Raw genomic sequence first — 23,701 nt, forward strand, 5'->3', positions numbered from 1 at the left:
TGTACGTATATTCGCTACAACTACAAAAGGGCGCAGGACAGATGGGGAATAACGCGCTAGATTACCTCTTTCACTCGGGAAGTGAATTCGAGGGTTTCTTGGAACGCCGTCTCGCTGCCATTCTCGCCGCCGATGTCGTGGGCTACAGCCGTCTGATCGGGGCTGACGAGACCGGCACGCTGGCCGCGATGAAACGGCACAAGAATGAACTCGTCGATCCCAAGATCAACCGCCACAAGGGACGCATCGTCAAACTGACCGGCGACGGCATTCTCGTCGAGTTTGCAAGCGTCGTGAACGCGGTCGCCTGTGCTGTCGATATCCAGCGCGGCATGCTCATCCGCAATGAAAGCGTGCCACCGCTGAAGCGCATCGAACTGCGCATCGGCGTGCATCTCGGCGATATTATCGTCGAGGACGGAGATATCTTCGGCGACGGCGTCAACGTCGCCGCCCGGCTCGAAGGCTTGGCGGAGCCGTCCGGTGTTGCCGTTTCCGCCACGGTGCGCGACCACGTCGGCAGCCGCCTCGATATCGGCTTCATCGACAAGGGCGAGCACACGCTGAAGAACATTGCAGCCGGTGTGCATGTCTATTCGGTGGCACTCGGGGCGCCGACGAAGGTTGCGGCGCCACCCAGCGGTGCCGGGCCCATCGTGCTCGATGACGGCTACGGACTTTCGGTCGGCGTGCTTCCCTTCACCAATATGAGCCATGACCCGGAACAGGAGTATTTCTCCGACGGCATCACCGAAGACATCATCACGGATCTTTCAAAGATATCGAAGCTGCATGTCGTCGCCCGAAACACGGTGTTCACCTACAAGGGGCGGTCGGTGAAGGTGAAGCAGGTGGCCCAGGAGCTGGGCGTGCGCTACATCCTCGAAGGCAGCGTGCGCAAGGCGGGTTCACGGGTGCGCATCACCGGCCAGCTCATCGATGCCTTGACCGGTACGCACCTCTGGGCCGACCGCTACGATCGCGACCTGACGGACATCTTCGCCATTCAGGACGAGATCACGCACGCCATCGTCGATCAGCTCCGGGTCAAGCTGCTGCCGGCGGAACGGCGGGCGATCGAAAGCGACCCGACCACGAGCGTCGAGGCCTATACCTATTACCTGCGCGGCCGCCAGTTTTCGCATGCCTGGACCCGGTCCTATCTGCTGCTGGCCCGTCGCATGTTCCTGAAGGCGGTGGAGCTCGACCCCAGCTTCGCCCGTGCCTATGCCGGTATCGCCGACTGCGAGTCGGCGCTGCGCGACTGGCACGAGGACGAGTTTCCGCTGCAAAGCATCCTGTTCATGACCGACAAGGCGCTGGATATCGATCCGAACCTGGCGGAGGCGCATGCCTCCCGTGGCCTGGTCCTGCACCAGGACGGGCAGGACGATGCGGCGGTGGCCGAGTTCGAGCAGGCGCTGACATTGGACCCCAGCCTCTATGAGGCGAACTTCCACTATGCGCGTTTCCTGTTCATGCAAGGTGCCTTCGAAACCGCGATCCAGTTTTTCAAGCGGGCCGCCGACATCCGGCCGGACGACTATCTGTCGCCGATCCATCTGATGAGCGCCTACAAATCGCTCGGCCGCGATGCCGAACGGGCGCAATGGGCAAGGATCGGCATCGCGCGCGCGGAACGGGCGCTGGAGCTCAACCCGGAAAACTCCGGCCCCGCGCATCGCGGCGCGCTCGCACTCGCTCACATGGGCGAGGCGGATCGGGCGCGCGAATGGGCGGCCCGGGCGCTCGCGATCGATCCTGATGACGTGGTCGCCCGCTACAACACCGCATGCGTCTATTCCCTTCTCGGCGACATCGACGCGGCGCTCGATCTCCTCGAAACCCTGCTGCCGCAGAGTTCCTGCTATCAGTTGCTCTGGTTCAAGCAGGATTCCGATCTTGACCCCGTGCGTCACCACGTGCGCTTTCAGGCGATGGTCGAGGCGATCGCGAAATGCGAGGCGGGACTGTTGCGATGAACCGCTGGGCGGGATCGCCCGGCGTTCACCCTTAGTGGTGCCCTGCCTGACGGGATGCCGCCGGCGCTGTGCTGCGGCCGCCCGTCAGCCACCAGATGGCCGCACCGGTGACAAAGAGCATGGCCGTCGCAACGATCACGACCGCGGTAAAGGCCTGCTCGAAGGCGAGCCTGGCGCGCGTCACCAGTTCGCCGGCCACATCCGCCGGCAGCTTCTCGGCGAGAAGCAGGGCTTCGTCGAGGCTGTCGCGTGCCATCGCCGAAATGGAGGCACCTTCCGGCAGCACGAGGAAGGCGGTGTAGACGAGCGACATCACGCTGCCGAGAACGGCAATGCCGATTGCGCCGCCGAGCTCGAACGAGACTTCCTCGATGGAGGCCGCCATGCCGGCCCGCTCCGGCGGGGCATTGAACATGATGGCGCTGGAGGCGGCGGTCATCGCGGCGCCTATGCCGAGGCCGAGAACGACGAGGCTGGCAATCTGGGCAAGCGCGCCGGACCCGTGGACCAACAGGTATCCCCCGAGGCCGAGGGCCGCGAGAATGAGGCCGGAGCGCAGCACCACCTCCGCTCCGAGACGGGGCAGGAGGGCGCCGGTGAGCGGACCGGCGACAAAGGCGGCAAGCGGGATAGGCAAGATGAAGAGGCCCGCCTGAAGCGGCGAAAAGCCCTCGACCAGCTGCAACTGCTGGCTCAGCACCAGTTCAATCCCGACGATGGAGGCCGATGCCACAAGGGCGGCCGCGACACCTGAGGAAAACGCGCCGTTGCGGAACAGGCTGAAATCGATCAGCGGGTGCACGCTGCGCCGTTGCCGGCGGACAAAGAGGACGAGGCCAATCGCGCCGATCACGGCTGCGGCGAGGCCCGCTTCCAGGGACGGTTCGCGCTTGCTCGTTTCCTTGACAGCATAGGCAAGGCCGATGAGGCCGACCATGATCTGGAACGAGCCGAGCGCGTCCCACGGATGCTTGGGATTGCCGGCGTTGTTCGGCAGTACGACGACACCGAGCAGCAGAGCGATCGCGACGATCGGTACGTTGATCAGGAAGACCGAGCCCCACCAGAAATATTCCAGCAGGAAGCCGCCAAGAACCGGACCGATGGCAGCGCCACCGGAGGCGATGGCGGCCCACACGCCGATCGCCAGCGCTCGCTCGCGCTCGTCGGTGAAGGTGAGGCGGATGATCGACAGCGTTGCCGGCATCATCAGCGCAGCGCCGACGGCAAGCAGCACCCGGCCGCCGATCAGGATCGTCGGGCTGGGGGCATAGGCGGCGATCAGCGAGGCGATGCCGAAGACGGCGAGGCCGACGATGAAGGGTTTCTTGTGCCCGAGCCGGTCGCCCAGCGTGCCGAGGCCAGGCAGCAGCCCGGCAACGACGAGGGCATAGGCATTGACGATCCAGAGCTTCTCCGACGCGGTGGCGCCGAGGTCATGGGTCAGGCGGGGCAAGGCGGTATAGAGCACCGTCATATCGACGACGATCAAAAAGAGTGCGCTCGATACGATGGCCAGAATGAGCCAGCGATTTTGCGGATGCATGGTACACCTCTATGGCCGCCCGGGATCAATTGAGGGCAAGGCCTTGTTAACATCAGAGCAGCTATATAAATACATACGTATGGAATTGAAAGGGAAAATCAAGAATGGGACGACGGCGGACGATCGATCGCGACAAGGTGCTGGATGCTGCGGAGGCAATCGTGAATGCCGTTGGTGCAGCCGGCTTGACGATCGATGCCGTCGCCAAGGCTTCCGGCATTACCAAGGGCGGCGTGCAATATTGCTTCGGCAACAAGGACGGGCTGATCGACGCGATGATGGAGCGCTGGTTCAGCGAGTTCGATAGCGCCGTTGCCGCGGAGGGCGGCGATGACGCCGATCCAGTGAAGGCGATGCGCGCGCATGCGTCGGTGACCGCCCGGATGAATACGGCTGACAGAGCCCGCACATCCGGCATGATGGCGGCACTCCTGCAGCGCGAAGAGCACATGGCGAAGAACCGTGCCTGGTACCGTGCACGTCTCGATGGCATCGACCTGTCGACCGAGGAGGGGCGCCGTGCGCGGCTCGCCTTCCTGGCAACGGAAGGCGTCTTCCTGCTGCGTGGCTTCGGCTTTGTCGAGATGGACGATGCCGAATGGCGGGACATGTTCGGTGATATCTTGAAGCTGTTGCCTGCCGCGTAACTCCTCAGATCGGTATCGATCCAAGCAAGTAATTACACAGCATTTCGCGCGTTACGGCGTGCCAGGCTGAAACCCGGTGACCGCGCTTGACGGTCACCAGGCGGGAAGCACTACAGATCGATCAGCCCGCGCATCGCGCTGACGCAATTGCCGGAAAGACTGACCTGCCGAACGATGCCGCCCTGCTTGCGGACAGAAGCGCCAATGAGACTGCGCCGGCCCATCTCCACGCCCTGTTCGATGGTAATTTCGACATCGATATCCTGATCCGGTAGCAGCGCGACGAGGTGGGCGGAAAGAGCTGCCGAAGCGCTGCCGGTGGCGGGATCCTCGTTGACGTTGTCGAGCGGCGCGAACATGCGCGCCCGGATCTCCCACGGCGCGTCCTTGGAGCGCGCGTAGAGGAACAGGCTGAAGCTGTCCTCCTCCGGCTTGTAGCGGGCATTGGCCGCATGGAAGGCGGTGACGTTCGGCCGCGCTGCCGAGAGCGTCGCGACATCGCTCAATTCCGCAACGGCGAAGGGCAGACCGACCGAAAGCCGGATCGGCGTGTGGGTCCGTGTGCTGACGGCTTCCGATGTCAACGACGCGCAGGCAGCGATCGTCTCGGCGTCGATTTCCGGGCCTGCCGTCAAGCTCCGCGGCACGACGATGCGGGCGCCGGTGACTTCGCCCTTCTCCCGCAGCAACGTCGCCTCGACGAGGCCCGCCTTTTCCTCGAAGCGCAGGATGTCGCCGGGCACACGGCCGAAGATTTCATTCAGTCGGCCGAGTACGAAGGCGGTGCCGACATTCGGGTGGCCGGCAAAGGGAATTTCCATCGTCGGGGTGAAGATCCGGACTTCGGCGGTGTTGGCGGGGTCGCGCGGCGGCAACACGAAGGTGACTTCCGAGTAACCGAATTCGGTCGCGATCGCCTGCATCTGCCCGTCGCTCAAGCCCCGGGCATCCGGAATGACCGCGAGTTGATTGCCGGCGAAACGTTCGGCCGTAAAGACGTCGACGGTGACATAGGCGATGGATGGCGAGGCTGCGGTCATGGCTCGGCATTCGCTGGCGTTGGATGCGAAGCCAAGGCTTAAGCCAGTGTCCGCGACGGGCAAAGGCGCCAACTTGTTCCGGTGACAAGTTCGATCGGGGCGACTGGATGCGCTCCGGTTCCCCATGCTGTCCGTTACCTTCCCGATGCCGATGACGCCGTCATGCGGCCGAGGAACACGAAAAGGGGCCGGCTTGCGGCCCCTTCGTTTGCCCTCGGTCGAGTGTCGCTCAGGCGGCCTTCTCGAGATCCTTCTTCCAGGCGCCCTTGGCCGCAAGACTGCACATTTCGGCTCGGTGCGAGAAGGCGCGCTGGCCGGCGGCCACGTTCTCGGCCTTGCCGTTCCAGGCGTTGAGCGCCTCCTGCTGCAGGGCGCGGCCGTAGGAGAAAGTCAGCTTCCACGGCAGGTCGCGCACGACGTTGATCGCCGAAAGATGGGCAGTCGCCTCTTCGGTCGATTGGCCGCCGGAGAGGAAGGCGATGCCCGGCACGGCGGAGGGCACGGTGCGCTTCAGCACCTTGATGGTGCGTTCGGCCACTTCGGCGACGGACGCGTTGCGCGCCTTCTTGCCGTCGATCACCATGCTCGGTTTCAGGATCATGCCTTCGAGCTTGACCCGCATTGCCGCCAGCTCCTCGAAGGTGACGCGCAGCGCCCATTCCGTCACGTGCTCGGAGCGATCGATCGAATGGTCGCCCGGCGCACCATCCATGAGCACCTCCGGCTCGACGATCGGCACGATGCCGGCGTCCTGGCAAAGGGCGGCATAGCGCGCGAGTGCATGGGCGTTGGCGCGAACGGCGCCGGCGGTCGGCAGCGTGTCGGAGACGGAGATCACGCCGCGCCACTTGGCGAACCGTGCGCCGGCTTCGTGATATCTGGCCAGCCGTTGCGCAAGACCGTCGAGGCCTTCGGTGATCGTCTCGGCCGGGAAGTTGGTCATCGGCTTGGCGCCGGCATCGACCTTGATGCCGGGGATCGAGCCGGCGGCGCGGATGATGTCGACGAGCGGCGTGCCGTCCGCCGCCTTCTGGAACAGGGTTTCCTCATAGAGAATGACACCGGAGATGTATTTGCGCATTGCCTCGTCGGCGCGCAGCAGCATCTCGCGATAGTCCCGCCTGGAGGCCTCGGTGGATTCCAGGCCGATCGTGTCGAAGCGTTTCTTGATTGTTGCCGTGGACTCGTCGGCGGCGAGCAGCCCCCGGCCGTTGGCGACCATGGCGACAGCGATGTCTTCCAGTCTTTCGCTCATGTTTTTCTCCCTAGACAGCGCCGATCACCAGGATCGGGGCGAGTACTGAAACAGTTTCGGACCGACGGCGCACGGGGCAACCGCCACGCTCCAAACAAGGGCGCGAGTAACAGGTGAAATTGTCGAGGAAAATGGCGAGAAAATCGACTAAAACGATTTAAAATTTTTTAATCGTTTGAATAAATAAGGTTTTTTCTTGATTGCCGGCGCGTGGGGTGTTCCCACGCGCCGGTTGCATGGCTTACTTCTGCTTGAGGATGTCGACGCCCGGGAGCGGCTTGCCTTCCATCCACTCCAGGAACGCGCCGCCGGCGGTTGAGACGTAGCTGAAATCGTCGGCGACTTCGGCATGGTTCAGCGCCGCGACGGTATCGCCACCGCCGGCAACCGAGACCAGCGAGCCCTGACGGGTGCGGGCAGCCGCATGCTTGGCAACGGCAACCGTCGCCTTGTCGAAGGGGGCGATTTCGAAGGCGCCGAGCGGGCCGTTCCAGACCAGCGTTTCGGCCTTGGAGATCCACGCGTTGACAGCCGCGATCGACTTCGGGCCGACGTCGAGAACCATGGCATCGGCCGGAATGGCGTTGATGTCGACCACTTCGTTGTCGGCGCCGGCCTTGAACTCGCGGGCAATCACGCCGTCTTCCGGCAGCACGATGGCGCAGCCGGCCTTGTCGGCAGCGGCGATGATCGCCCGGGCGGTGTCGGCGAGGTCATGCTCGCAGAGCGACTTGCCGACATTGATGCCCTTGGCGGCGATGAAGGTGTTGGCCATGCCGCCGCCGATGACGAGCGCATCGACCTTGGTCACGAGGTTCTGCAACAGGTCGATCTTGGTCGAGACCTTGGCGCCGCCGACGATGGCAACGACCGGGCGCTTCGGCTGGCCGAGGCCCTTTTCCAATGCTTCGAGTTCGGCCTGCATAGTGCGGCCGGCATAGGCCGGCAGGTGATGGGCAAGGCCTTCGGTCGAGGCATGGGCGCGGTGTGCGGCCGAAAACGCATCGTTGACATAGATGTCGCCGTTGGCGGCGAGCGCCTTGACGAATTCGGCCTCGTTCTTTTCCTCGCCCTTGTGGAAGCGGGTGTTTTCGAGCAGCAGCACATCGCCGTCGCTCATTTCGGCGATGGCGTTCTTCGCCTTGTCGCCGATGCAGTCGGCGGCGAAGTGAACGCGCTGGTCGAGCACGTCTTCGACGGCCGGAGCGATCGTCTTCAGCGACATGTCAGCGACCGGTTCACCCTTCGGGCGGCCGAAATGGGCCAGCAGGATGACCTTGGCGCCCTTCTCGGACAATTCGCGGATGGTCGGCGCGACGCGCTCGATGCGGGTCGCGTCGGTGACCACGCCGTCCTTGACCGGCACGTTGAGATCGACGCGCACCAGCACGCGCTTGCCGGCGATGTCGGTCAGATCGTCGAGGGTCTTGAAAGTCATCAGATAGTCTCCGGTGATAGTCTTTGGAAAAGGGTGGGATAGTCGATAACGAGGCCGTCCTCGTCTACCGGCAGGTCCGCGGCAAAGCTGCGGTCCTCGGCCTCGTAGCGATAGAGCCTGAAATCATCGAGGCAGCTGTAGTGCTGGCCGTCAACGACAGGCTCGAATGTATCGAACGGCACGTAGAGCATCTTCAGCCGCGCGGTGCCGGCCCGGCGGTCGAGCCCGAGACGGCGGATCGGCAGCGTGTTGGTGAAGGGTGTGCCCGAGAGGTCGATATCGATGCAGCCGTCGAACTCGAGGAGGGGCGTGCCGCGCGCCGTCGCCCATTGGCCCGGAACATCCGAGCGCAGATGCAGGCTTCGGCCATCGGTCGTGTCGACCATGAACTTGCGAACCAGCCAGGCCTCGTCGCAATCGATCCGATAGCGTACGCCGTAGGGCGTACCGCCGCGGTTGCCGATGAGAACGCCAACGGCGCGGATGACCGCGCCGTCGGTAGTTTCGGTTTGCGTCAGCGTCAGGTGTTCGAGCCCTTCTCCTTCAAGCGGACGCCAGCGGACCGTCGTTGAAGAAAGGGCGCGAAACATCTGCGTTAGATGAGCTTGGCGAAGGCGACGGCCGTGTCGGCCATGCGGTTCGAGAAGCCCCATTCGTTGTCGTACCAGGTGAGGATACGTACGAAGTTGCCTTCGACGACCTTGGTCTGGTCGATCGCGAAGATCGAGGAGTGGTTGTCGTGGTTGAAGTCGCGCGAAACGAGCGGCTCTTCCGTGTAGCCGAGAACGCCCTTGAGCGCGCCATTGGACGCAGCCTTGATGGCGTTGGTGATTTCCTCGACCGAGGTGTTGCGCTTGGCGACGAACTTGAAGTCGACGACCGAAACGTTCGGGGTCGGGACGCGGATCGACGTGCCGTCGAGCTTGCCCTTCAGTTCCGGCAGAACCAGGCCGACGGCCTTGGCGGCACCCGTCGAGGTCGGGATCATCGACAGAGCGGCAGCGCGGGCGCGGTACAGATCCTTGTGCATCTGGTCGAGCGACGGCTGGTCGTTGGTGTAGGAGTGGATCGTGGTCATGAAGCCGTGGCTGATGCCGATGACATCGTTCAGGACCTTGACGACCGGAACCAGGCAGTTCGTCGTGCAGGATGCGTTGGAGATGACCAGGTGGTCCTTGGTCAGCTGGTCGTGGTTGACGCCGTAGACGACGGTCAGGTCGGCGCCGTCGGCCGGAGCCGAGACGATGACGCGCTTGGCGCCGGCGGTCAGGTGGGCTGCGGCCTTGTCGCGGGCGGTGAAGATGCCAGTGCATTCCATCGCGATGTCGATGCCGAGTTCCTTGTGCGGCAGCGTTGCCGGATCCTTGATCGCGGTCACCTTGATCGGCTTGCCGCCGTTGATGGTGATCGTGTCGCCTTCGACCTTGACCTCGGCCGGGAAGCGACCGTGGATCGAGTCGTAGCGCAGCAGGTGAGCGTTGGTCTCAACGGGGCCGAGATCGTTGATGGCAACGACTTCGATGTCGGTGCGGCCGGATTCGACGATCGCGCGGAGCACGTTGCGGCCGATGCGGCCAAAACCGTTGATGGCGACTTTCACTGTCATGGGTCTCTCCCTGTCTGACTGACGTGGTACGAAAAAAGCGGGGCGCACCTTTCGGCGCGCCCCGCAGATTGATCAGGCGAGCTTCGCTTCAGCCGCGGCAACCACCGCCTCGGGCGTGATGCCGAAGTGCTTGTAAAGCTCCTTGTAGGGACCGGAGGCACCGAAGGACGACATGCCGATGAAGGTGCCATCGCTGCCGATGAAGTGATCCCAGCCCTGACGGATGCCGGCTTCGACGGCGATCTTGACCGGCGAGTTGCCGATGATCGCCTGCTGGTAATCTTCGCTCTGCTCGGCGAAAAGCTCGAAGCAGGGAACGGAGACAACGCGGGTCGAGATGCCCTTGGCGGTCAGCGTCTGGCAGGCCTTGACGGCGATTTCGACTTCCGAGCCGGTCGCGAAGATCGTGACCTTGGCGTCGGCGGCCGAGATCAGGTCGTAGGCGCCGTGGGCGCACAGGTTCTCTTCTTCATACTCGGTGCGAACGGCCATCAGGTTCTGGCGCGTCAGCGCGATTCCGGACGGGCGGTTGTGGCTTTCGAGCGCGAGCTGCCAGCATTCTGCCGTTTCCGTGGCGTCGGCCGGGCGGAACATCAGAAGGTTCGGGATGGCGCGAAGGGCTGCCATATGCTCGACCGGCTGGTGCGTCGGGCCGTCTTCGCCGAGGCCGATCGAGTCATGCGTCAGCACATGAATGACGCGGATGCCCATCAGCGCGGCAAGGCGGATCGACGGACGGCAATAGTCCGAGAAGATCAGGAAGCCGCCGGAATAGGGGATGACGCCGCCGTGCAGCGCCATGCCGTTCATGGCAGCGGCCATGCCGTGTTCGCGCACACCCCAGTGGATATAGCGACCGGAGAAATCGTCCGGCGTGATCGACTTGGTCTGGCTCGTCTTGGTGTTGTTCGAGCCGGTCAGGTCGGCCGAGCCGCCGATGGTTTCGGCCAGAACGCCGTTGATGACTTCGAGCGCGTCTTCGGAAGCCTTGCGGGTTGCCGGCGACGGCTTGGTCTCAGCGAGCTTCTTCTTGTAGTCGTCGATGGCGGAGGACAGACGGCCTTCGAGTTCGCCGGAGAAGCGGCGAACGAACTGGGCCTTCTTCTCGGCATCGCTCTTTTCGAGGCGCTCTTCCCATTCCTTGCGCGCCTTGGTGCAGCGCAGGCCGGCCAGACGCCAGGCGTCGAGCACGTCGGAGGGAACGACGAACGCTTCGGCTTCCCAGCCGAGTGCCTTGCGGGTGGCAGCGATTTCCTCGGCGCCGAGCGGCGAACCGTGAACCTTGTGGGTGCCGGCCTTGTTCGGTGCGCCGAAGCCGATCGTCGTCTTGCAGGCGATCATCGTCGGCTTGTCGGACTTCTGGGCCTGGTCGATCGCTGCAGCAATCGCGTCCGGGTCGTGGCCGTCGACTGCAATCGTGTTCCAGTTGCTGGCGCGGAAGCGGGCGTGCTGGTCGGTCGAGTCGGCGATCGAGATCGGGCCGTCGATCGAGATGTTGTTGTCGTCCCAGAAGACGATCAGCTTGTTGAGCTTCAGGTGGCCGGCAAGCGAGATCGCTTCCTGGCTGATGCCTTCCATGAGGCAGCCGTCACCGGCGAGCACATAGGTATAGTGCTCCATCAGGTTGGAGCCGAATTCGTCACGCAGCTTGCGCTCTGCGATCGCCATGCCGACAGCGTTGGCAATGCCCTGGCCGAGCGGACCCGTGGTCGTCTCGATGCCGGCGGCGTGGCCGTATTCCGGGTGGCCGGCGGTACGGGCGCCAAGTTGACGGAAATTCTTGATCTCTTCGATCGAGATGTCTTCGTAGCCCGTCAAATAGAGCAGCGAATAGAGCAGCATCGAGCCGTGGCCGGCCGACAGCACGAAGCGGTCGCGGTTCGGCCAGGAGGGGTTCTTGGGGTCGAAGCTGAGATAGCGCGTGAAGAGGACTGTCGCTATGTCGGCTGCGCCCATGGGCAGGCCTGGGTGGCCGGAATTTGCCTTCTCGACGGCATCCATGGAAAGGAAACGGATCGCATTTGCCATCCGGTCGTGTTTTTCGCGAGAGATCATGACTGTTCCGTTTTGCGTTCGGTGGTCAGGGAACGGTCTCTATCCTCCAAAGACCGCGCAAGAAGCGGCTGACACATAGCAGGTGCGCCGTGCGAGTCAATAAATACGGGCCTTCCGCGGCCATTTGACGGCAGGTTGTTCCGGGCCTTGTCCCGCAATGCAGCAACGCTTTCGCACCGCCGTTGAAGAAAGCCGGCTACGCAATCCATCCACAGCTTCCGTAGTTGTTTGCGGAGCTTGGCATTGTTGAGACTTACGTAATAGGTTTAAAAAAGATCGAGCCGAAGCGGCGGACGGGATTCGGGCGATTCGGCCTCACGGGCGAGGTATTCGGAACACATGCCGGCAAAGACTGTCAAAGCGGCGATCGACGAACTGCGTAACGCGGTGCAGTCCCTGGAGAATGCGATCGACGGTCGGTTTGACAGGGAACGGGATTTCGGCGAGTTCGAAAGCGAGGTGCGGCGCGTCAACACCGACCGCTCGCGGCTCGCACAGGAGCTCGATCAGTCGCAGTTCCGGGCAAATCGGCTCGAGGAGGTCAACCGCGAGGTTTCCCGTCGCCTCGTGACGGCGATGGAAACCATTCGGGCGGTGCTCGACCGCTAGGAACAAGCGACATGGCGCAGGTCACAGTATCGATCGACGGCAAGGCCTACCGGATGGCTTGCGAGGAGGGGCAGGAGGATCATCTGATCGAGCTTGCCACCAATTTCGATCAGTATGTCGGGCATCTCAAGAGCCAGTTCGGCGAGATCGGCGATCTGCGCCTCACCGTCATGGCCGGCATCATGGTCATGGACGAACTCAGTGAGGTCAATCGCCGGCTGAAGAACCTCGAGACCGAGGTCGGCAACCTGACCAACGGGCGCGATGCCGCCATGTCCGATCAGATGAAGAGCGAGGAAGCGCTGGCCTCCGCCCTCAGCGAAGTCACCCAACAGATCCACAGCATTGCCGCCAAGCTGAACGGCCGACCGACGACGCCGGCAGGCTGACAAGGTTTCGGCGGGAAGCCTCTGGCGCGAAGCACCGAGACACTTTATATATCGGGTGCGGTCTGCGCTTCCCGACAGGAACCACAATCCCCGGGGCCATACTCGATCTCAAGGGAGCTGTCCCTGTCCGGGCTCGTGGGTCTGGACACATGGCGCCCACCTACTTTGTAGGCACCCGGGATCGTAAAATATCCATCGGTTGTGTGGATCGCACCTCTCCCTCTTTATGTGGCCGCTCAATCTCCGGCAAAGGCCCGCCTGATGGCATCGGCCATGGCCTCGACGATCCGGTCCTTGCCGTTTCCAGCTTTCGATATCCGCAGCACGACGTTCGAGTGGTCGATCACCTCGTAGCCGTCATCGGCCGTCAGTTCGCGGCACCCGGCCGGGATGCTGCTGCGAGCGAGCGGCGCAATGGCAAGGCCCGACACCACGGCCGCCATCAGGCCGCCGCTCGTGCGGCTGACATAGGCGACGCGGCTTTCAAGGCGGCATTTCCTGAGATTGCGCTGGGCGAGGTCGTCGCACCAGCCGCCCTCCAGATAGGTATAGGTGGCGATCGGCAGAGGCCGCCGCTCGTCGGTGCGGTGCTGCTCGGAGGTCACCCAGACGGTCGGGTCCATCATCAGCACTTCATTCTTCGTCCGCCCGCCGGGCTCGAAGACGACGGCGAGATCGATTTCGCCGGCTTCCAGTGCTGCGATGTTGGTCATGGAGGCGCCCTGCTGCACGGTGACTTCGACGCCGGGGTGGATGGCGGCGAAGGTTCCGAGCGCTTTCGGCAGGGTGGAGTTGATGTACTCTTCGGGTATGCCGATGCGGACCGCTCCGTCGAGGGCAGGCTGGCGCATCGCGGCAGCCGTATCGTCGAGCAGCGTGACGATGCGTCTCGCATTGTCGAGCAGTCGCAATCCCTGCGGCGTCAGCACTACACCACGCGAGTGTCGCTCGAACAGGGTGTCGCCGAGCATGTCCTCGAGTTTTTTGATCTGCATGCTGACGGCGGATTGCGTGCGCCCGACAATATTGGCGGCGCGCGTGACGTTGCCGGTGTCGACCACCGCAAGAAAGGTTCGGAGCAGGTCGCTATCGAGCGGAAGGGACATGGCTGTAACCATCAGAAGTTCTGATGGAAGCCATGCTTGCAATTCGTTTGTCAGATGTCAACGCAAGGACGAAGATCGCCTGATCCGATCATCTTGCGCAGGGCATACCCCATGAGCGTGCTTGCCGTTTTTGCCTTTTCCGAAGCCTCCATCGCGCTGCGGCGTCGCGTGACGCGATGGTCCTGCGACGTCTTGTTTCCCGTGGCGCCGGTCGATGTGCCGTCAGGCAGACCGGCGCTCCTGCGCGATGCGGGGATCTGTCAGGAGGCTGCCGAGAACATACGGCGTGAAAGGCTGGCAAGCGTCTACCGGTCGCACTGGTTGCTGTAAGCGATTTTTCCGGTCCGGGATCAGGAGATGAGGTCGAGCCTGGCGGCGCGAAACACCGCTTCGGCGAGATTGCCCGCCTGCAACTTGCGCATGGCATCCGTCAGTGCCCGATCGATGCGGTCGAGAGGAATGTCTGTCTCGCGCATCATGTCCTGGCGGGTGCGACCGCGGGCGGCGAGCGTCAGGCAGCGCAATTCCAAGGGTTCGAGTTCGTTCATCTGGTCCTTCATGGACGTCGGCTTTTCCACTGCTGCCTGCAGGAGCGCGTCCTTACATCGAACACGGGCATTAGTTCCTGCTAATTATTTGAAATCGTGTCCTTATTTGCACGTGCCCCAGGCTCCATGAAAGCAGAACCCTTGCCCATGATGAATGGAAAGCTAATGTTGTGCCGAAGTGGGAAGAGCGCGGCATGACTGTCGCAAACCGCTGCAAATGCGGCGAAACTGGTGGGCGGGCGAAAGATGTCATCGCGTACACAGGCTGGTAGCCGGCCCGGGAATCGGCGACAGATGGGGAGTCTGTGGCATTTCGGGAAGTGATTTTCTCCGGTGACGATGGCATGCGGTGAACTGGCAGGAGAGGATCGGATGTCACCGAAGGATTTGAAGGCGGCACTGCGCAGGGAGAGGCTGGCGTTGCGTGACGCAATGTCGCCGGAGATACGGATCGAAGCGAGCCTGACCATGGCCGATCACGCCGGCGACGTCATCGCGCTCGACCCTGGGCACATCGTCTCCGGTTTCTGGCCGATCCGCTCCGAGGTCGACATCCGGCCGCTGATGGCGCGGCTGAGGCAGCGCGGTGCCCGGCTCTGCCTGCCCGCGGTGTTGGACAAACGGACGATCATTTTCCGCGAACTGCTCGACGGTGCCGATGTCATCGCCACGGGTTTCGGCACCACCGGGCCTGGTCCGGAGGCGCCGGAGGTCGATCCGGATATCATGCTTGTGCCGCTTTCCGCCTTCGATTCGACCGGCCACCGCATCGGTTATGGCGCCGGCTTTTACGACCGCGCCATCGACCGGCTGCGCAACAAGGGTCACCTGCCAAAGCTGATCGGCATAGCGTTTGACTGCCAGGAGGTCGCATCGGTGCCGGCCGAACCGCACGATGTGGCGCTCGATGCGGTGCTCACCGAGAGCGGGTTTCGGCATTTCTAGGATCGTTTGCCGAAACCTTCGAATGGCCTAACATTCTGATATCGCAAAGGTCGAGACGATGGGCCGTTTGACGGGATCGCTGGAATTGATCTTGGGCGTTTCCTGCGGCGTCAGGATCGTGTAGACGCTCTACCTCTTTGTTTTACGCAGGTCCGGACGCCACGATCGCTGACGCGCTTCCGCCGGAACTGCCCTGGTGGGATTTGAGCGAGCATGAGGCTTCTGTTTCTGGGGGATATGGTGGGCAAGACGGGCCGCACGGCGGTCTGGGAACGGCTTCCGGGACTGATCGGTGACCTCAAGCTCGACTTTGTCATCGTCAACGGCGAAAATGCAGCCGGCGGCTTCGGCATCACAGAAGACATCTTCCTCGAGACGATCAACGCCGGTGCCGACGTGGTGACCACGGGCAATCACGTATGGGACCAGAAGGAAGCGGTGGTCTTCTGCGAGCGGCACGACCAGTTTCTTCGCCCGGCCAACTATCCGGCCGGCACACCCGGCCGCGGTTCCAACCTGTTCTTTGCCCGCAACGGCGCCCGCGTTCTGGTTGCCAATGTCATGGGCCGCGTCTTCATGCATCCGGAACTCGACGATCCCTTCAAGGCGGCCGAGGCGATCCTCGACGCCTGTCCGCTCGGCGAGCAGGCGGATGCGATCGTCTTCGATTTCCATGCGGAAGCGACCAGCGAGAAGCAGTGCTTCGGCCATTTCGTCGACGGCCGCGCGAGCCTCGTCGTCGGCACGCACACACACGTGCCGACCGCCGATCACCAGATCCTCAATGGCGGTACGGCCTATATGAGTGACGCTGGCATGTGCGGCGACTACGATTCTTCGCTCGGCATGGACAAGGAAGAACCGCTCAACCGCTTCATCTCGAAGATGCCGAAGGGACGCTTCGAGGCGGCCTCCGGCCCCGCGACCATCTGCGGCCTCGGCGTCGAGATCTCCGATCGCACCGGTCTTGCCGAAAAGATCGCGCCTTTGCGCCTCGGCCCAAGACTGGCCGAGACGATCCCGGATTTCTGGTCCTAAAGCGAAGTCAGCCGCATTTCCGGCCCGCCGAACGCGCTTCTGGTTGAAGCGCGTTCCACCACGTATCGCCTTCCGGGAATTGATTTTTTTCAAGGTGACAACCCCATCAAATGATGGCAGGTTATCGCGAAATCACGCCGGGCCGGGGCGTGATGCATTCGAGCGTTTTCAAGAATGAATACCGTCCGCAGTCATGGATTGCGGGCTTGTGCTGTCGTCATCGGACAATCGGGAGCAGGTGCTCTCTGCCCGGCGATCTCGATCCAACAGCGTTCGCCGGCCCTGAGCGGAGACCGCTGTAACATTTGATTTTTTGCATGACTTTGTGACTTGGGTCGCTGCCGACCCTGGACTTTGTGCAGAGCGCGATGCGGGTGGGAAGCGTTCCTCCCCCCGTCTTGCTCTGGAGCAATCAAAACGATCGCGACGGTGCACCGGAAGGCCGCTCATCGCGATGATAGCGCGACTCCGGAAGTCGTCCGAGGCGATTTCGCCAGGAGTGGTGTAGTTTCAAAGAGTTAGGTCATTTCATGGGATCTCGCGACCGGTGGAATGGCCTTGTGCATTCGGAGGGCATGCATGTTGTCTAAGTGGCATTTGCCGATGATCGTCGGCGCTTCTCTTTCCCTTCTATCCACTGTTGGTGCCCAAGCGCAGGACGCGCAATTGCCCGTCGTGACCGTCGCCAAGCCGGTGGTGCGTGACGTGGTCGACAGCGACGAATTCATCGGCCGGTTCGAGCCGGTCGACGAGGTGCAGGTTCGCGCCCGCATCGGCGGTTATCTCGACGAGGTCAACTTCACCGATGGTGCCCTGGTGAAGAAGGGCGACAAGCTCTTCGTCATCGACCAGCGCCCCTATCGCACGTCTCTGTCTCAGGCCGAGTCGACGCTGGAATCGGCGCGCTCGTCGCTGGAATTCGCCGAAGCGCAATTCAAGCGGACGCAATCGTTGACGGGCACCGGCACGCTATCGATATCGACGCTCGACGACCATCGCCGCGAACTGCTTTCGGCGCAGGCGCTGGTGCGCGGCGCGGAAGCGGCGGTGGACCGCGCCAAGCTCGACCTCGATTACACCACGATCACCGCACCACTGAGCGGCCGTGTCGACCGGCGTCTGCTGTCACCGGGCAACCTTGTGCAGGCCGATCAGACCGTCCTGACGACGATCGTCTCGCTCGACCCGATCGACTTCTATTTCGACGTCGACGAGCGGCGGCTGCTTTCCTATGCGCGGGTCGCGCGCGAACGTGGTAGTGCGTTGCAGGAAGGCGGCGGTGCGCTGGAGGTGCTGGTCACCATCGCCGACTCCAATGAAGAGCCGTTCAAGGGCAAGCTCGACTTTGCCGAAAACCGTGTCGACCCACAGAGCGGCACGATGCGCGTGCGTGCCCGTCTTGAAAACCCGAAGCTGGTACTGCAGCCGGGTCTCTTCGGCCGTGTGCAGATCGAAGGCTCGAACACCTACAAGGCCGTGCTCATTCCGGACGAGGCGATTGGCGCCGACCAGAACGAGCGCATCGTCTACGAGGTGACCGGGGATGGATCAGTGGTGACCAAGCCGGTGCGCCTTGGACCGAAGCTGCACGGCTATCGCGTCATCCGCTCAGGCATGACCGGTGATGAGACCATCGTCGTCAACGGCCTCATGCGGGCGCGCCCCGGCACCAAGGTGAAGCCCGAAATGGTTGAGCTGCCCCCTGAGGCGCAAGCGGTGGGGACGGCGCAATGAGGTTCGCTCACTTCTTCGTCGACCGACCGATCTTCGCGTCGGTGCTTTCGATCGTACTCCTGATCGTCGGCAGCATCGCCTATTTCCAGCTTCCGGTGGCGCAGTATCCGGAAATCGCCCCGCCGACCATCGTCGTTCGCGCCGCCTATCCCGGTGCTGACGCCGACACCGTTGCCAATACCGTCGCGACGCCGCTCGAACAGGAAATTAACGGCGTCGAGAACATGCTCTACATGTCCTCCTATTCGACCGCCGACGGTTCGATGGCGCTGACGATCACCTTCAAGCTCGGCACCGACCTCGACCAGGCGCAGGTGCTGGTGCAGAACCGCGTGTCGATCGCCGAACCGCGCCTGCCGGAAGAGGTTCGCCGCATCGGCATCACCACGGCGAAGAGTTCGCCCGACCTGATGATGGTCGTGCATCTGCTCTCGCCCACCGAGCGCTACGACCAGCTCTACGTCTCGAACTATGCGCGCACGCGCATTCGCGACCTGCTGGTGCGGCTCGACGGCGTCGGCGACGTCATCCTGTTCGGCGAGCGCGAATATGCGCTGCGCGTCTGGCTCGATCCGGAAAAGCTCTCGGCCTACGGCATGACGGCGGGTGATGTCGTGCAGGCGCTGCGTGAACAGAACGTGCAGGTCTCCGGCGGCTCGATCGGCGGTCCGCCGGCGCCGGGTGACAGCGCGTTCCAGTATACCGTCACCACGGACGGTCGCTTCAGCGATGCGCGGCAGTTCCGCTACGTCATCGTCAAGGCGACGGAAACGGGCCGGCTCGTGCAGTTGCAGGACGTTGCCCGCATCGAACTCGGCGCGCGCGAATACGTCAACAACAGCTATCTGGACGGTAGCCCGGCGGTGGCGCTCGGCATCTTCTCGCGGCCGGGCACCAATGCGCTCGATGCCGCCGAGCAGATCCAGAAGGTGATGACCGACGTGTCGCGGGATTTCCCCGACGGCCTTGAATACCGGATCGTCTACAACCCGACCGAGTTCATCTCGGAATCGATCAACGAGGTCTACAAGACGATCGCCGAGGCGGCGGTTCTCGTAGCCATCGTCGTTCTCGTCTTCCTGCAGTCCTGGCGCACGGCGATCATCCCGATCGTGGCGATCCCCGTGTCGCTGGTCGGTACCTTCGCCTTCCTCTACGCCTTCGGCTTCTCGCTGAACATGCTGACGCTGTTCGGCCTGGTACTGGCAATCGGTATCGTCGTCGACGATGCGATCGTGGTGGTGGAGAACGTCGAGCGAAATCTCGCGCGCGGCATGACCCCGCGCGAGGCCTCGCACGTGACCATGGACGAGGTGGGGGCCGCGGTCATCGCCATCTCGCTTGTGTTGACCGCGGTCTTCGTGCCGACCGCCTTCATCCCCGGTATCGCCGGCCAGTTCTACCTGCAGTTCGCGGTGACGATCTCGGTCGCAACGGTCATTTCCGCCTTCAACTCGTTGACGCTGTCGCCCGCATTGGCGGCGATCCTGCTGAAACCGCATGAGAACGGCCACCACGAGAGCCGCAATCCGATCACGCGTTTCGGCCGGTCACTGGCAAACGGCTTCAACAACGGCTTTGACCGCATGGCCGAAGGTTATGCCTTTATCGTGCGCAAGCTGGTTTCGACGAGGACGGCGCTGGCTGCGGCCCTCATCGTTTTCGTCGGTCTGCTCGGAGCGACCTGGTACATGGCGCAGATCGTGCCGCGGGGCTTCGTGCCGACGATGGACCAGGGCTATGCGATCGTCGTCATCCAGCTTCCGGACGGGGCCTCGCTCGACCGGACCGACGCCGTGGTCAAGCGGGCTTCGAAGATCATCGAGGACGTGCCCGGGGTGAAGAGCGCCGTTGCCTTTGCCGGCTTCAACGGTGCGACCTTCACCAATGCATCCAATTCGGGCGTGGTTTTCGCCTCCTTCGAAAGCTTCGAAGAGCGGCTGAAGCATGGGCAGGGCGCCAACCAGATCATCGGTCAGCTCTATGGCAGCCTGCAGAGTATCCAGGAGGCCTTCATCATCGCCGTGCCGCCGCCTTCGGTGCGGGGCATCGGCAACTCCGGCGGCTTCAAGATGCAGATCATGGACCGCCAGGGCTCCGACATGCGCCGGGCGCTGGGACTTGCCTATCAGATGATGGGTGCTGCCAACCAGACGGAGGGGTTGACCGGGGTCTTCACCACATTCTCGGCCTCGAGCCCGCAATACTTCCTGGCGATCGATCGCGACAAGGCGCGTACGCTCAACGTGCCGATCCCCAATATCTTCGAGGCGCTGTCGATCAACCTCGGCACCTCCTACGTCAACGACTTCAATGCCTTTGGCCGTGTCTACCAGGTACGGGCTCAGGCCGATCAGCAGTACCGCATCGAGCGTGACGACATCCTCGCGCTGAAGGTACGTTCGGCGACCGGTGCGCTGGTGCCGATGGGGACGCTCGTCGAAATCAAGGATACCGCCGGCCCGACACTGGTTCAGCGCTACAACATGTATGTGTCGGTTCCGATCCAGGGCAACCCCGGCATCGGCGTATCGACGGGGACTGCTCTCGACAAGATGGAGGCGCTGGCCGCCCAGATCCTGCCGCAGGGCACGACCTTCGAGTGGACGGAGCTTGCCTTCCAGGAACGGCAGACCGGCAACACGGCGGTGTTCATCTTCGCGCTGTCGGTGGTCTTCGTGTTCCTGGCGCTGTCGGCCCAGTATGAAAGCTGGGTGCTGCCGCTGGCGATCATCCTGATCGTACCGCTCGGCGTGCTCGCAGCGCTGGTCGGCGTGTTCGTCCGCGGCCTCGATAACAACGTGCTGACCCAGATCGGGCTTATCGTGCTGATCGGCCTTGCGGCCAAGAACGCGATCCTGATCGTCGAGTTCGCGCGGCAGGGCGAGGACGAAGGCAAGACTCCGATCGAGGCGGCGGTCGAGGCCAGCCAGTTGCGCCTCAGGCCGATCCTGATGACCGCTTTTGCCTTCATCCTCGGCGTGGTGCCGCTGATGATCGCCACCGGCCCGGGTGCTGAAATGCGCCAGTCGCTCGGCACTGCGGTGTTCTCAGGCATGCTCGGCGTGACCTTCCTCGGCCTGTTCCTGACGCCGGTCTTCTACGTGGCCCTCAGGTCGCTCCGGCGGCGCAAACCAGTTGTGGCGACAGAGCCCGCCACTCATCCGGCGGAGTAGCCAAGCCCTCCTAGAAAGTGGCGATGCCCGGCAGCAATGCCGGGCATTTGCTGTTGAACGGGGCCAATTTACCGGTTCGCAGTCGGGGGCGGTGACGAAAACGTGAGCAGGGCCTGCCGTTTGTAACTGGACGAGGCCGAAAGCTTGAACAATTCTCTCCCCGCCCGTGACGCCATCATCAGGCCGAGCGAAGGCAAAGGCTTCCATTCGCTGTTCAACGGCTTCACTCCACGCGGCCCTCAGGCCCGAGGTCAAGCAAAGTGAGAGAGGTGAAGGCTGATGCTCCGGTACCTTGTCTACACGTTCGCCGCCATATGGCTCATTCATGCGTTCTGGCCATCGGTCGCGCATGCGCAACAACCGCCAAGCCACGCCAGCCAATGCCAGGCGATTGCAGAGGCTATACCCCAGGCGACCTTCGCCAGCTTCACCCCCGCCGCTGCCGCCAAGAGACAGGCAGCGGTCGGCGAGGTGACGATAACCTATCTCGGCCACTCCACCTTCCTGATCGAGACACCCGGCGGCGTGTCGATCGCGACCGACTACAATGGCTGGTTCGCGCCGTCGGCGCCGCCGACGGTCGCAACGATGAACAAGGCGCATTCGAGCCACTACACGCTTTCGCCTGACCCGGCGATCAAGAACGTCCTGCACGGCTGGGGCGACAGCGGCAAGCCCGCCCGTCATGACCTCGTGGTGGGCGACACCTACATTCGCAACGTCACGACCGACATCCGCGCCGGTGGGGCGGCGATGGAGCACGACGGCAACTCGATCTTCATCTTCGAGGTGGCGGATCTGTGCATCGGGCATCTCGGGCATCTTCATCACGAACTCGACGACAGCCACTATCGCCAGATCGGCCGACTCGACGTTCTCATGGTTCCCGTCGACGGTGGCCTGACCATGGGGGGCGAAGGCATGAGCCGGGTCGTCAACCGGCTGCGGTCGTCGCTGATCCTGCCGATGCACCGCCGCGGCCCGCCAATCGATGCTTTCCTCGATATGTTCGGCGAAGACTACGACAAACGCTTCGCCGAGAGTGCCAGCGTCAAAGTCTCGTTGCGTTCCTTGCCAAGCAAACCTCTGATTTATATTCTGCAGGGCGTCTGAACTTTCAGGATCGCCCGATGAAGTTGCTTGTAGTTGGCGTTTCGCTTTTCCTGTCCCTGTCGACCCTTGCCGAGGCAGGCGGCGCGCCTCCGCCCCGCATGCCCTCTCCCGAAGGACAACAACTGCAGAACCCACCTGAGACGACGGTGCGGCCGGCGGGCGCGCAGGAGGTGTTCGTGATGCCCTCGGGCAATATCGGCTGCGTCTATACGCCGGCCGGCGGCACGCCGGTCTACCAGCCCGCCGACGGCGGCCCCGAACTTTCCTGCGATATCGTCGCGCCGCGTTACGTTCGGGCCACAATGGGCCGCACGGGTGCAGCCATGCTTGATCACGCCGTCGGCGATCCGAGCTGTTGTTCCTCCGGGCAGGTGCTCGACTACGGGCAAAGCTGGGTGCGGGGGCCGTTTTCCTGCGCCTCCGAACGCACTGGCCTTTCGTGCCGTCGCGATGACGGACACAGCTTCCTCCTAAGCCGCGCGCGGGTATCGGCCGACTGAAAAGCCGCGCCCCGGCTGGACGAAAAGCGGCAATAAAACTATAAGGCGCCCCATTCCTACATAATCATGCATGCAGAGGGTGCCATGGCTGGCCATTCACAGTTCAAGAACATCATGCACCGCAAGGGCCGTCAGGATGCGGTGCGCTCGAAAATGTTTTCCAAGCTCGCGCGCGAGATCACGGTTGCCGCCAAGTCCGGTATGCCCGACCCGGCGATGAACGCGCGCCTGCGCCTGGCGATCCAGAACGCCAAGGCGCAGTCGATGCCGAAGGACAACATCGAACGGGCGATCAAGAAGGCCTCCGGCGGAGACGCGGAGAACTACGAAGAAGTCCGCTACGAGGGTTACGGCCCCGGTGGCGTTGCCGTCATCGTCGAAGCCTTGACCGACAACCGCAACCGTACCGCCTCCAACGTGCGCTCGACCTTCACGAAGGCTGGCGGTGCGCTCGGTGAAACCGGTTCGGTTTCCTTCTCCTTCGATCGCGTTGGCGAGATCACCTACAAGCTTTCGGTCGGTGACGCCGACAAGGTGATGGATGCGGCGATCGAAGCGGGTGCCGACGACGTCACCACCGACGAGGACGGTCACACGATCATCTGCGGCTTCGAGGCGATCGGCGAAGTCTCCAAGGCGCTCGAAGACACGCTCGGCGAAGCCGAAACGGTCAAGGCGATCTGGAAGGCCCAGAACACCGTTCCGGTCGACGAGGAAAAGGCGCAGTCGCTGATGAAGCTCATCGACATCCTTGAAGACGACGACGACGTCCAGAACGTCTATTCGAACTTTGAAGTGTCGGACGAGATTCTGGCGAAGCTGTCGGCCTGATCCGACGCCCGGCAAGTTCCGGAATACTTACCCGTGTCCGGAAGGGCACGGGTTTTTCTTTGGGCGCCGTGCGCCTGGACAAGCGCACAAATACGCCCTAGCACTTTGATTCCAGAGCGTCTTCCCGCTTCCAGCGTTTCCAC

Annotated in this window: 21 protein-coding genes and 1 other RNA gene; 13 read left to right on the plus strand and 9 right to left on the minus strand. The window is 63.0% G+C overall.

Annotation, left to right across the window (positions count from 1 at the left end; all coding sequences use genetic code 11):
- Positions 1–41: 41 nt before the first annotated feature.
- The gene (locus AB4Z53_RS13070) at positions 42–1,982 is read left to right on the plus strand and encodes a tetratricopeptide repeat protein (protein ID WP_113540882.1); all 1,941 of its coding nucleotides are present in this window, start codon (positions 42–44) and stop codon (positions 1,980–1,982) included.
- A gap of 31 nt (positions 1,983–2,013) precedes the next feature.
- Here the strand turns inward: AB4Z53_RS13070 and AB4Z53_RS13075 are convergent, their stop codons facing one another.
- Positions 2,014–3,528 (minus strand): MFS transporter, encoded by a 1,515-nt coding sequence (locus tag AB4Z53_RS13075; protein WP_441596238.1) that lies wholly within the window; start codon positions 3,526–3,528, stop codon positions 2,014–2,016.
- A 104-nt stretch (positions 3,529–3,632) separates the two neighbouring features.
- On the opposite strand from AB4Z53_RS13075, the gene AB4Z53_RS13080 reads away from it, so the two are divergent.
- Positions 3,633–4,175 carry a TetR/AcrR family transcriptional regulator gene (locus AB4Z53_RS13080; protein ID WP_113540884.1) on the plus strand — a complete coding sequence of 181 codons (543 nt, stop codon included), beginning with the start codon at positions 3,633–3,635 and terminating at the stop codon, positions 4,173–4,175.
- 110 nt (positions 4,176–4,285) lie between these two features.
- Here the strand turns inward: AB4Z53_RS13080 and AB4Z53_RS13085 are convergent, their stop codons facing one another.
- The 6 genes from AB4Z53_RS13085 to tkt form a co-directional block, all read right to left on the minus strand.
- Positions 4,286–5,215 (minus strand): PhzF family phenazine biosynthesis protein, encoded by a 930-nt coding sequence (locus tag AB4Z53_RS13085; RefSeq protein ID WP_441596240.1) that lies wholly within the window; start codon positions 5,213–5,215, stop codon positions 4,286–4,288.
- Between the two features lie 229 nt (positions 5,216–5,444).
- Positions 5,445–6,470, minus strand: coding sequence for a class I fructose-bisphosphate aldolase (locus AB4Z53_RS13090; protein WP_441596242.1), 1,026 nt, complete (start codon positions 6,468–6,470; stop codon positions 5,445–5,447).
- Positions 6,471–6,711: 241 nt separating this feature from the next.
- Positions 6,712–7,908 (minus strand): phosphoglycerate kinase, encoded by a 1,197-nt coding sequence (locus AB4Z53_RS13095; protein WP_441596244.1) that lies wholly within the window; start codon positions 7,906–7,908, stop codon positions 6,712–6,714.
- Complete coding sequence (locus AB4Z53_RS13100) at positions 7,908–8,498, minus strand: putative glycolipid-binding domain-containing protein (RefSeq protein WP_441596246.1); 591 nt, start codon at positions 8,496–8,498, stop codon at positions 7,908–7,910. Before AB4Z53_RS13100 ends, AB4Z53_RS13095 begins: the two co-directional genes overlap by 1 nt.
- A 5-nt stretch (positions 8,499–8,503) precedes the next feature.
- On the minus strand, positions 8,504–9,514 hold the full coding sequence (gene gap, locus AB4Z53_RS13105; protein WP_113540889.1) for a type I glyceraldehyde-3-phosphate dehydrogenase: 1,011 nt from the start codon (positions 9,512–9,514) through the stop codon (positions 8,504–8,506).
- Between the two features lie 72 nt (positions 9,515–9,586).
- Positions 9,587–11,569 carry a transketolase gene (tkt, locus tag AB4Z53_RS13110; RefSeq protein ID WP_441596248.1) on the minus strand — a complete coding sequence of 661 codons (1,983 nt, stop codon included), beginning with the start codon at positions 11,567–11,569 and terminating at the stop codon, positions 9,587–9,589.
- Positions 11,570–11,908: 339 nt separating this feature from the next.
- Between tkt and AB4Z53_RS13115 the strand changes: the two genes are divergently transcribed.
- The 3 genes from AB4Z53_RS13115 (at position 11,909) to ssrS (ending at position 12,781) form a co-directional block, all read left to right on the plus strand.
- Entirely contained in the window at positions 11,909–12,178 is a 270-nt protein-coding gene (locus AB4Z53_RS13115; protein WP_065375262.1) for a DUF4164 domain-containing protein, read from the plus strand.
- A gap of 11 nt (positions 12,179–12,189) precedes the next feature.
- Entirely contained in the window at positions 12,190–12,567 is a 378-nt protein-coding gene (locus tag AB4Z53_RS13120) for a cell division protein ZapA (protein ID WP_223725532.1), read from the plus strand.
- 56 nt (positions 12,568–12,623) lie between these two features.
- A non-coding RNA gene (ssrS, locus tag AB4Z53_RS13125) (6S RNA) lies at positions 12,624–12,781 on the plus strand.
- Between the two features lie 22 nt (positions 12,782–12,803).
- Here the strand turns inward: ssrS and AB4Z53_RS13130 are convergent.
- Positions 12,804–13,673, minus strand: a complete 870-nt coding sequence (locus AB4Z53_RS13130) for a LysR family transcriptional regulator (RefSeq protein WP_441596251.1) — start codon at positions 13,671–13,673, stop codon at positions 12,804–12,806.
- A 111-nt stretch (positions 13,674–13,784) separates the two neighbouring features.
- Here AB4Z53_RS13130 and AB4Z53_RS13135 point away from each other — a divergent pair, with 111 nt between their 5' ends.
- The gene (locus AB4Z53_RS13135; protein WP_113540892.1) at positions 13,785–14,003 is read left to right on the plus strand and encodes a hypothetical protein; all 219 of its coding nucleotides are present in this window, start codon (positions 13,785–13,787) and stop codon (positions 14,001–14,003) included.
- 20 nt (positions 14,004–14,023) lie between these two features.
- On the opposite strand, the gene AB4Z53_RS13140 is transcribed toward AB4Z53_RS13135, so the two are convergent.
- Complete coding sequence (locus AB4Z53_RS13140; RefSeq protein WP_113540893.1) at positions 14,024–14,233, minus strand: transcriptional regulator; 210 nt, start codon at positions 14,231–14,233, stop codon at positions 14,024–14,026.
- Positions 14,234–14,593: 360 nt separating this feature from the next.
- On the opposite strand from AB4Z53_RS13140, the gene AB4Z53_RS13145 reads away from it, so the two are divergent.
- The 7 genes from AB4Z53_RS13145 to AB4Z53_RS13175 all read left to right on the plus strand — a co-directional run bounded on the left by AB4Z53_RS13145 (position 14,594) and on the right by AB4Z53_RS13175 (position 23,558).
- Positions 14,594–15,166, plus strand: a complete 573-nt coding sequence (locus AB4Z53_RS13145) for a 5-formyltetrahydrofolate cyclo-ligase (protein WP_113540894.1) — start codon at positions 14,594–14,596, stop codon at positions 15,164–15,166.
- 213 nt (positions 15,167–15,379) lie between these two features.
- Entirely contained in the window at positions 15,380–16,204 is an 825-nt protein-coding gene (locus AB4Z53_RS13150) for a TIGR00282 family metallophosphoesterase (RefSeq protein WP_291160468.1), read from the plus strand.
- A gap of 579 nt (positions 16,205–16,783) precedes the next feature.
- Positions 16,784–17,938, plus strand: coding sequence for an efflux RND transporter periplasmic adaptor subunit (locus AB4Z53_RS13155; protein ID WP_113540895.1), 1,155 nt, complete (start codon positions 16,784–16,786; stop codon positions 17,936–17,938).
- Positions 17,935–21,114 (plus strand): efflux RND transporter permease subunit, encoded by a 3,180-nt coding sequence (locus AB4Z53_RS13160; protein WP_113540896.1) that lies wholly within the window; start codon positions 17,935–17,937, stop codon positions 21,112–21,114. The genes AB4Z53_RS13155 and AB4Z53_RS13160 overlap by 4 nt, the downstream gene beginning before the upstream one ends.
- 276 nt (positions 21,115–21,390) lie before the next feature.
- Positions 21,391–22,227, plus strand: a complete 837-nt coding sequence (locus AB4Z53_RS13165) for an MBL fold metallo-hydrolase (protein ID WP_441596327.1) — start codon at positions 21,391–21,393, stop codon at positions 22,225–22,227.
- Positions 22,228–22,244: 17 nt separating this feature from the next.
- Positions 22,245–22,727: a hypothetical protein gene (locus AB4Z53_RS13170; RefSeq protein ID WP_441596255.1), complete on the plus strand. Its 483-nt coding sequence runs from the start codon at positions 22,245–22,247 to the stop codon at positions 22,725–22,727.
- 84 nt (positions 22,728–22,811) lie between these two features.
- Entirely contained in the window at positions 22,812–23,558 is a 747-nt protein-coding gene (locus AB4Z53_RS13175; protein ID WP_043625539.1) for a YebC/PmpR family DNA-binding transcriptional regulator, read from the plus strand.
- Positions 23,559–23,701: the final 143 nt, after the last annotated feature.

It is taken from the genome of Ensifer sp. 2TAB8, from assembly GCF_052115125.1.
In the GTDB taxonomy this organism is placed as follows: Bacteria; Pseudomonadota; Alphaproteobacteria; order Rhizobiales; family Rhizobiaceae; genus Ensifer.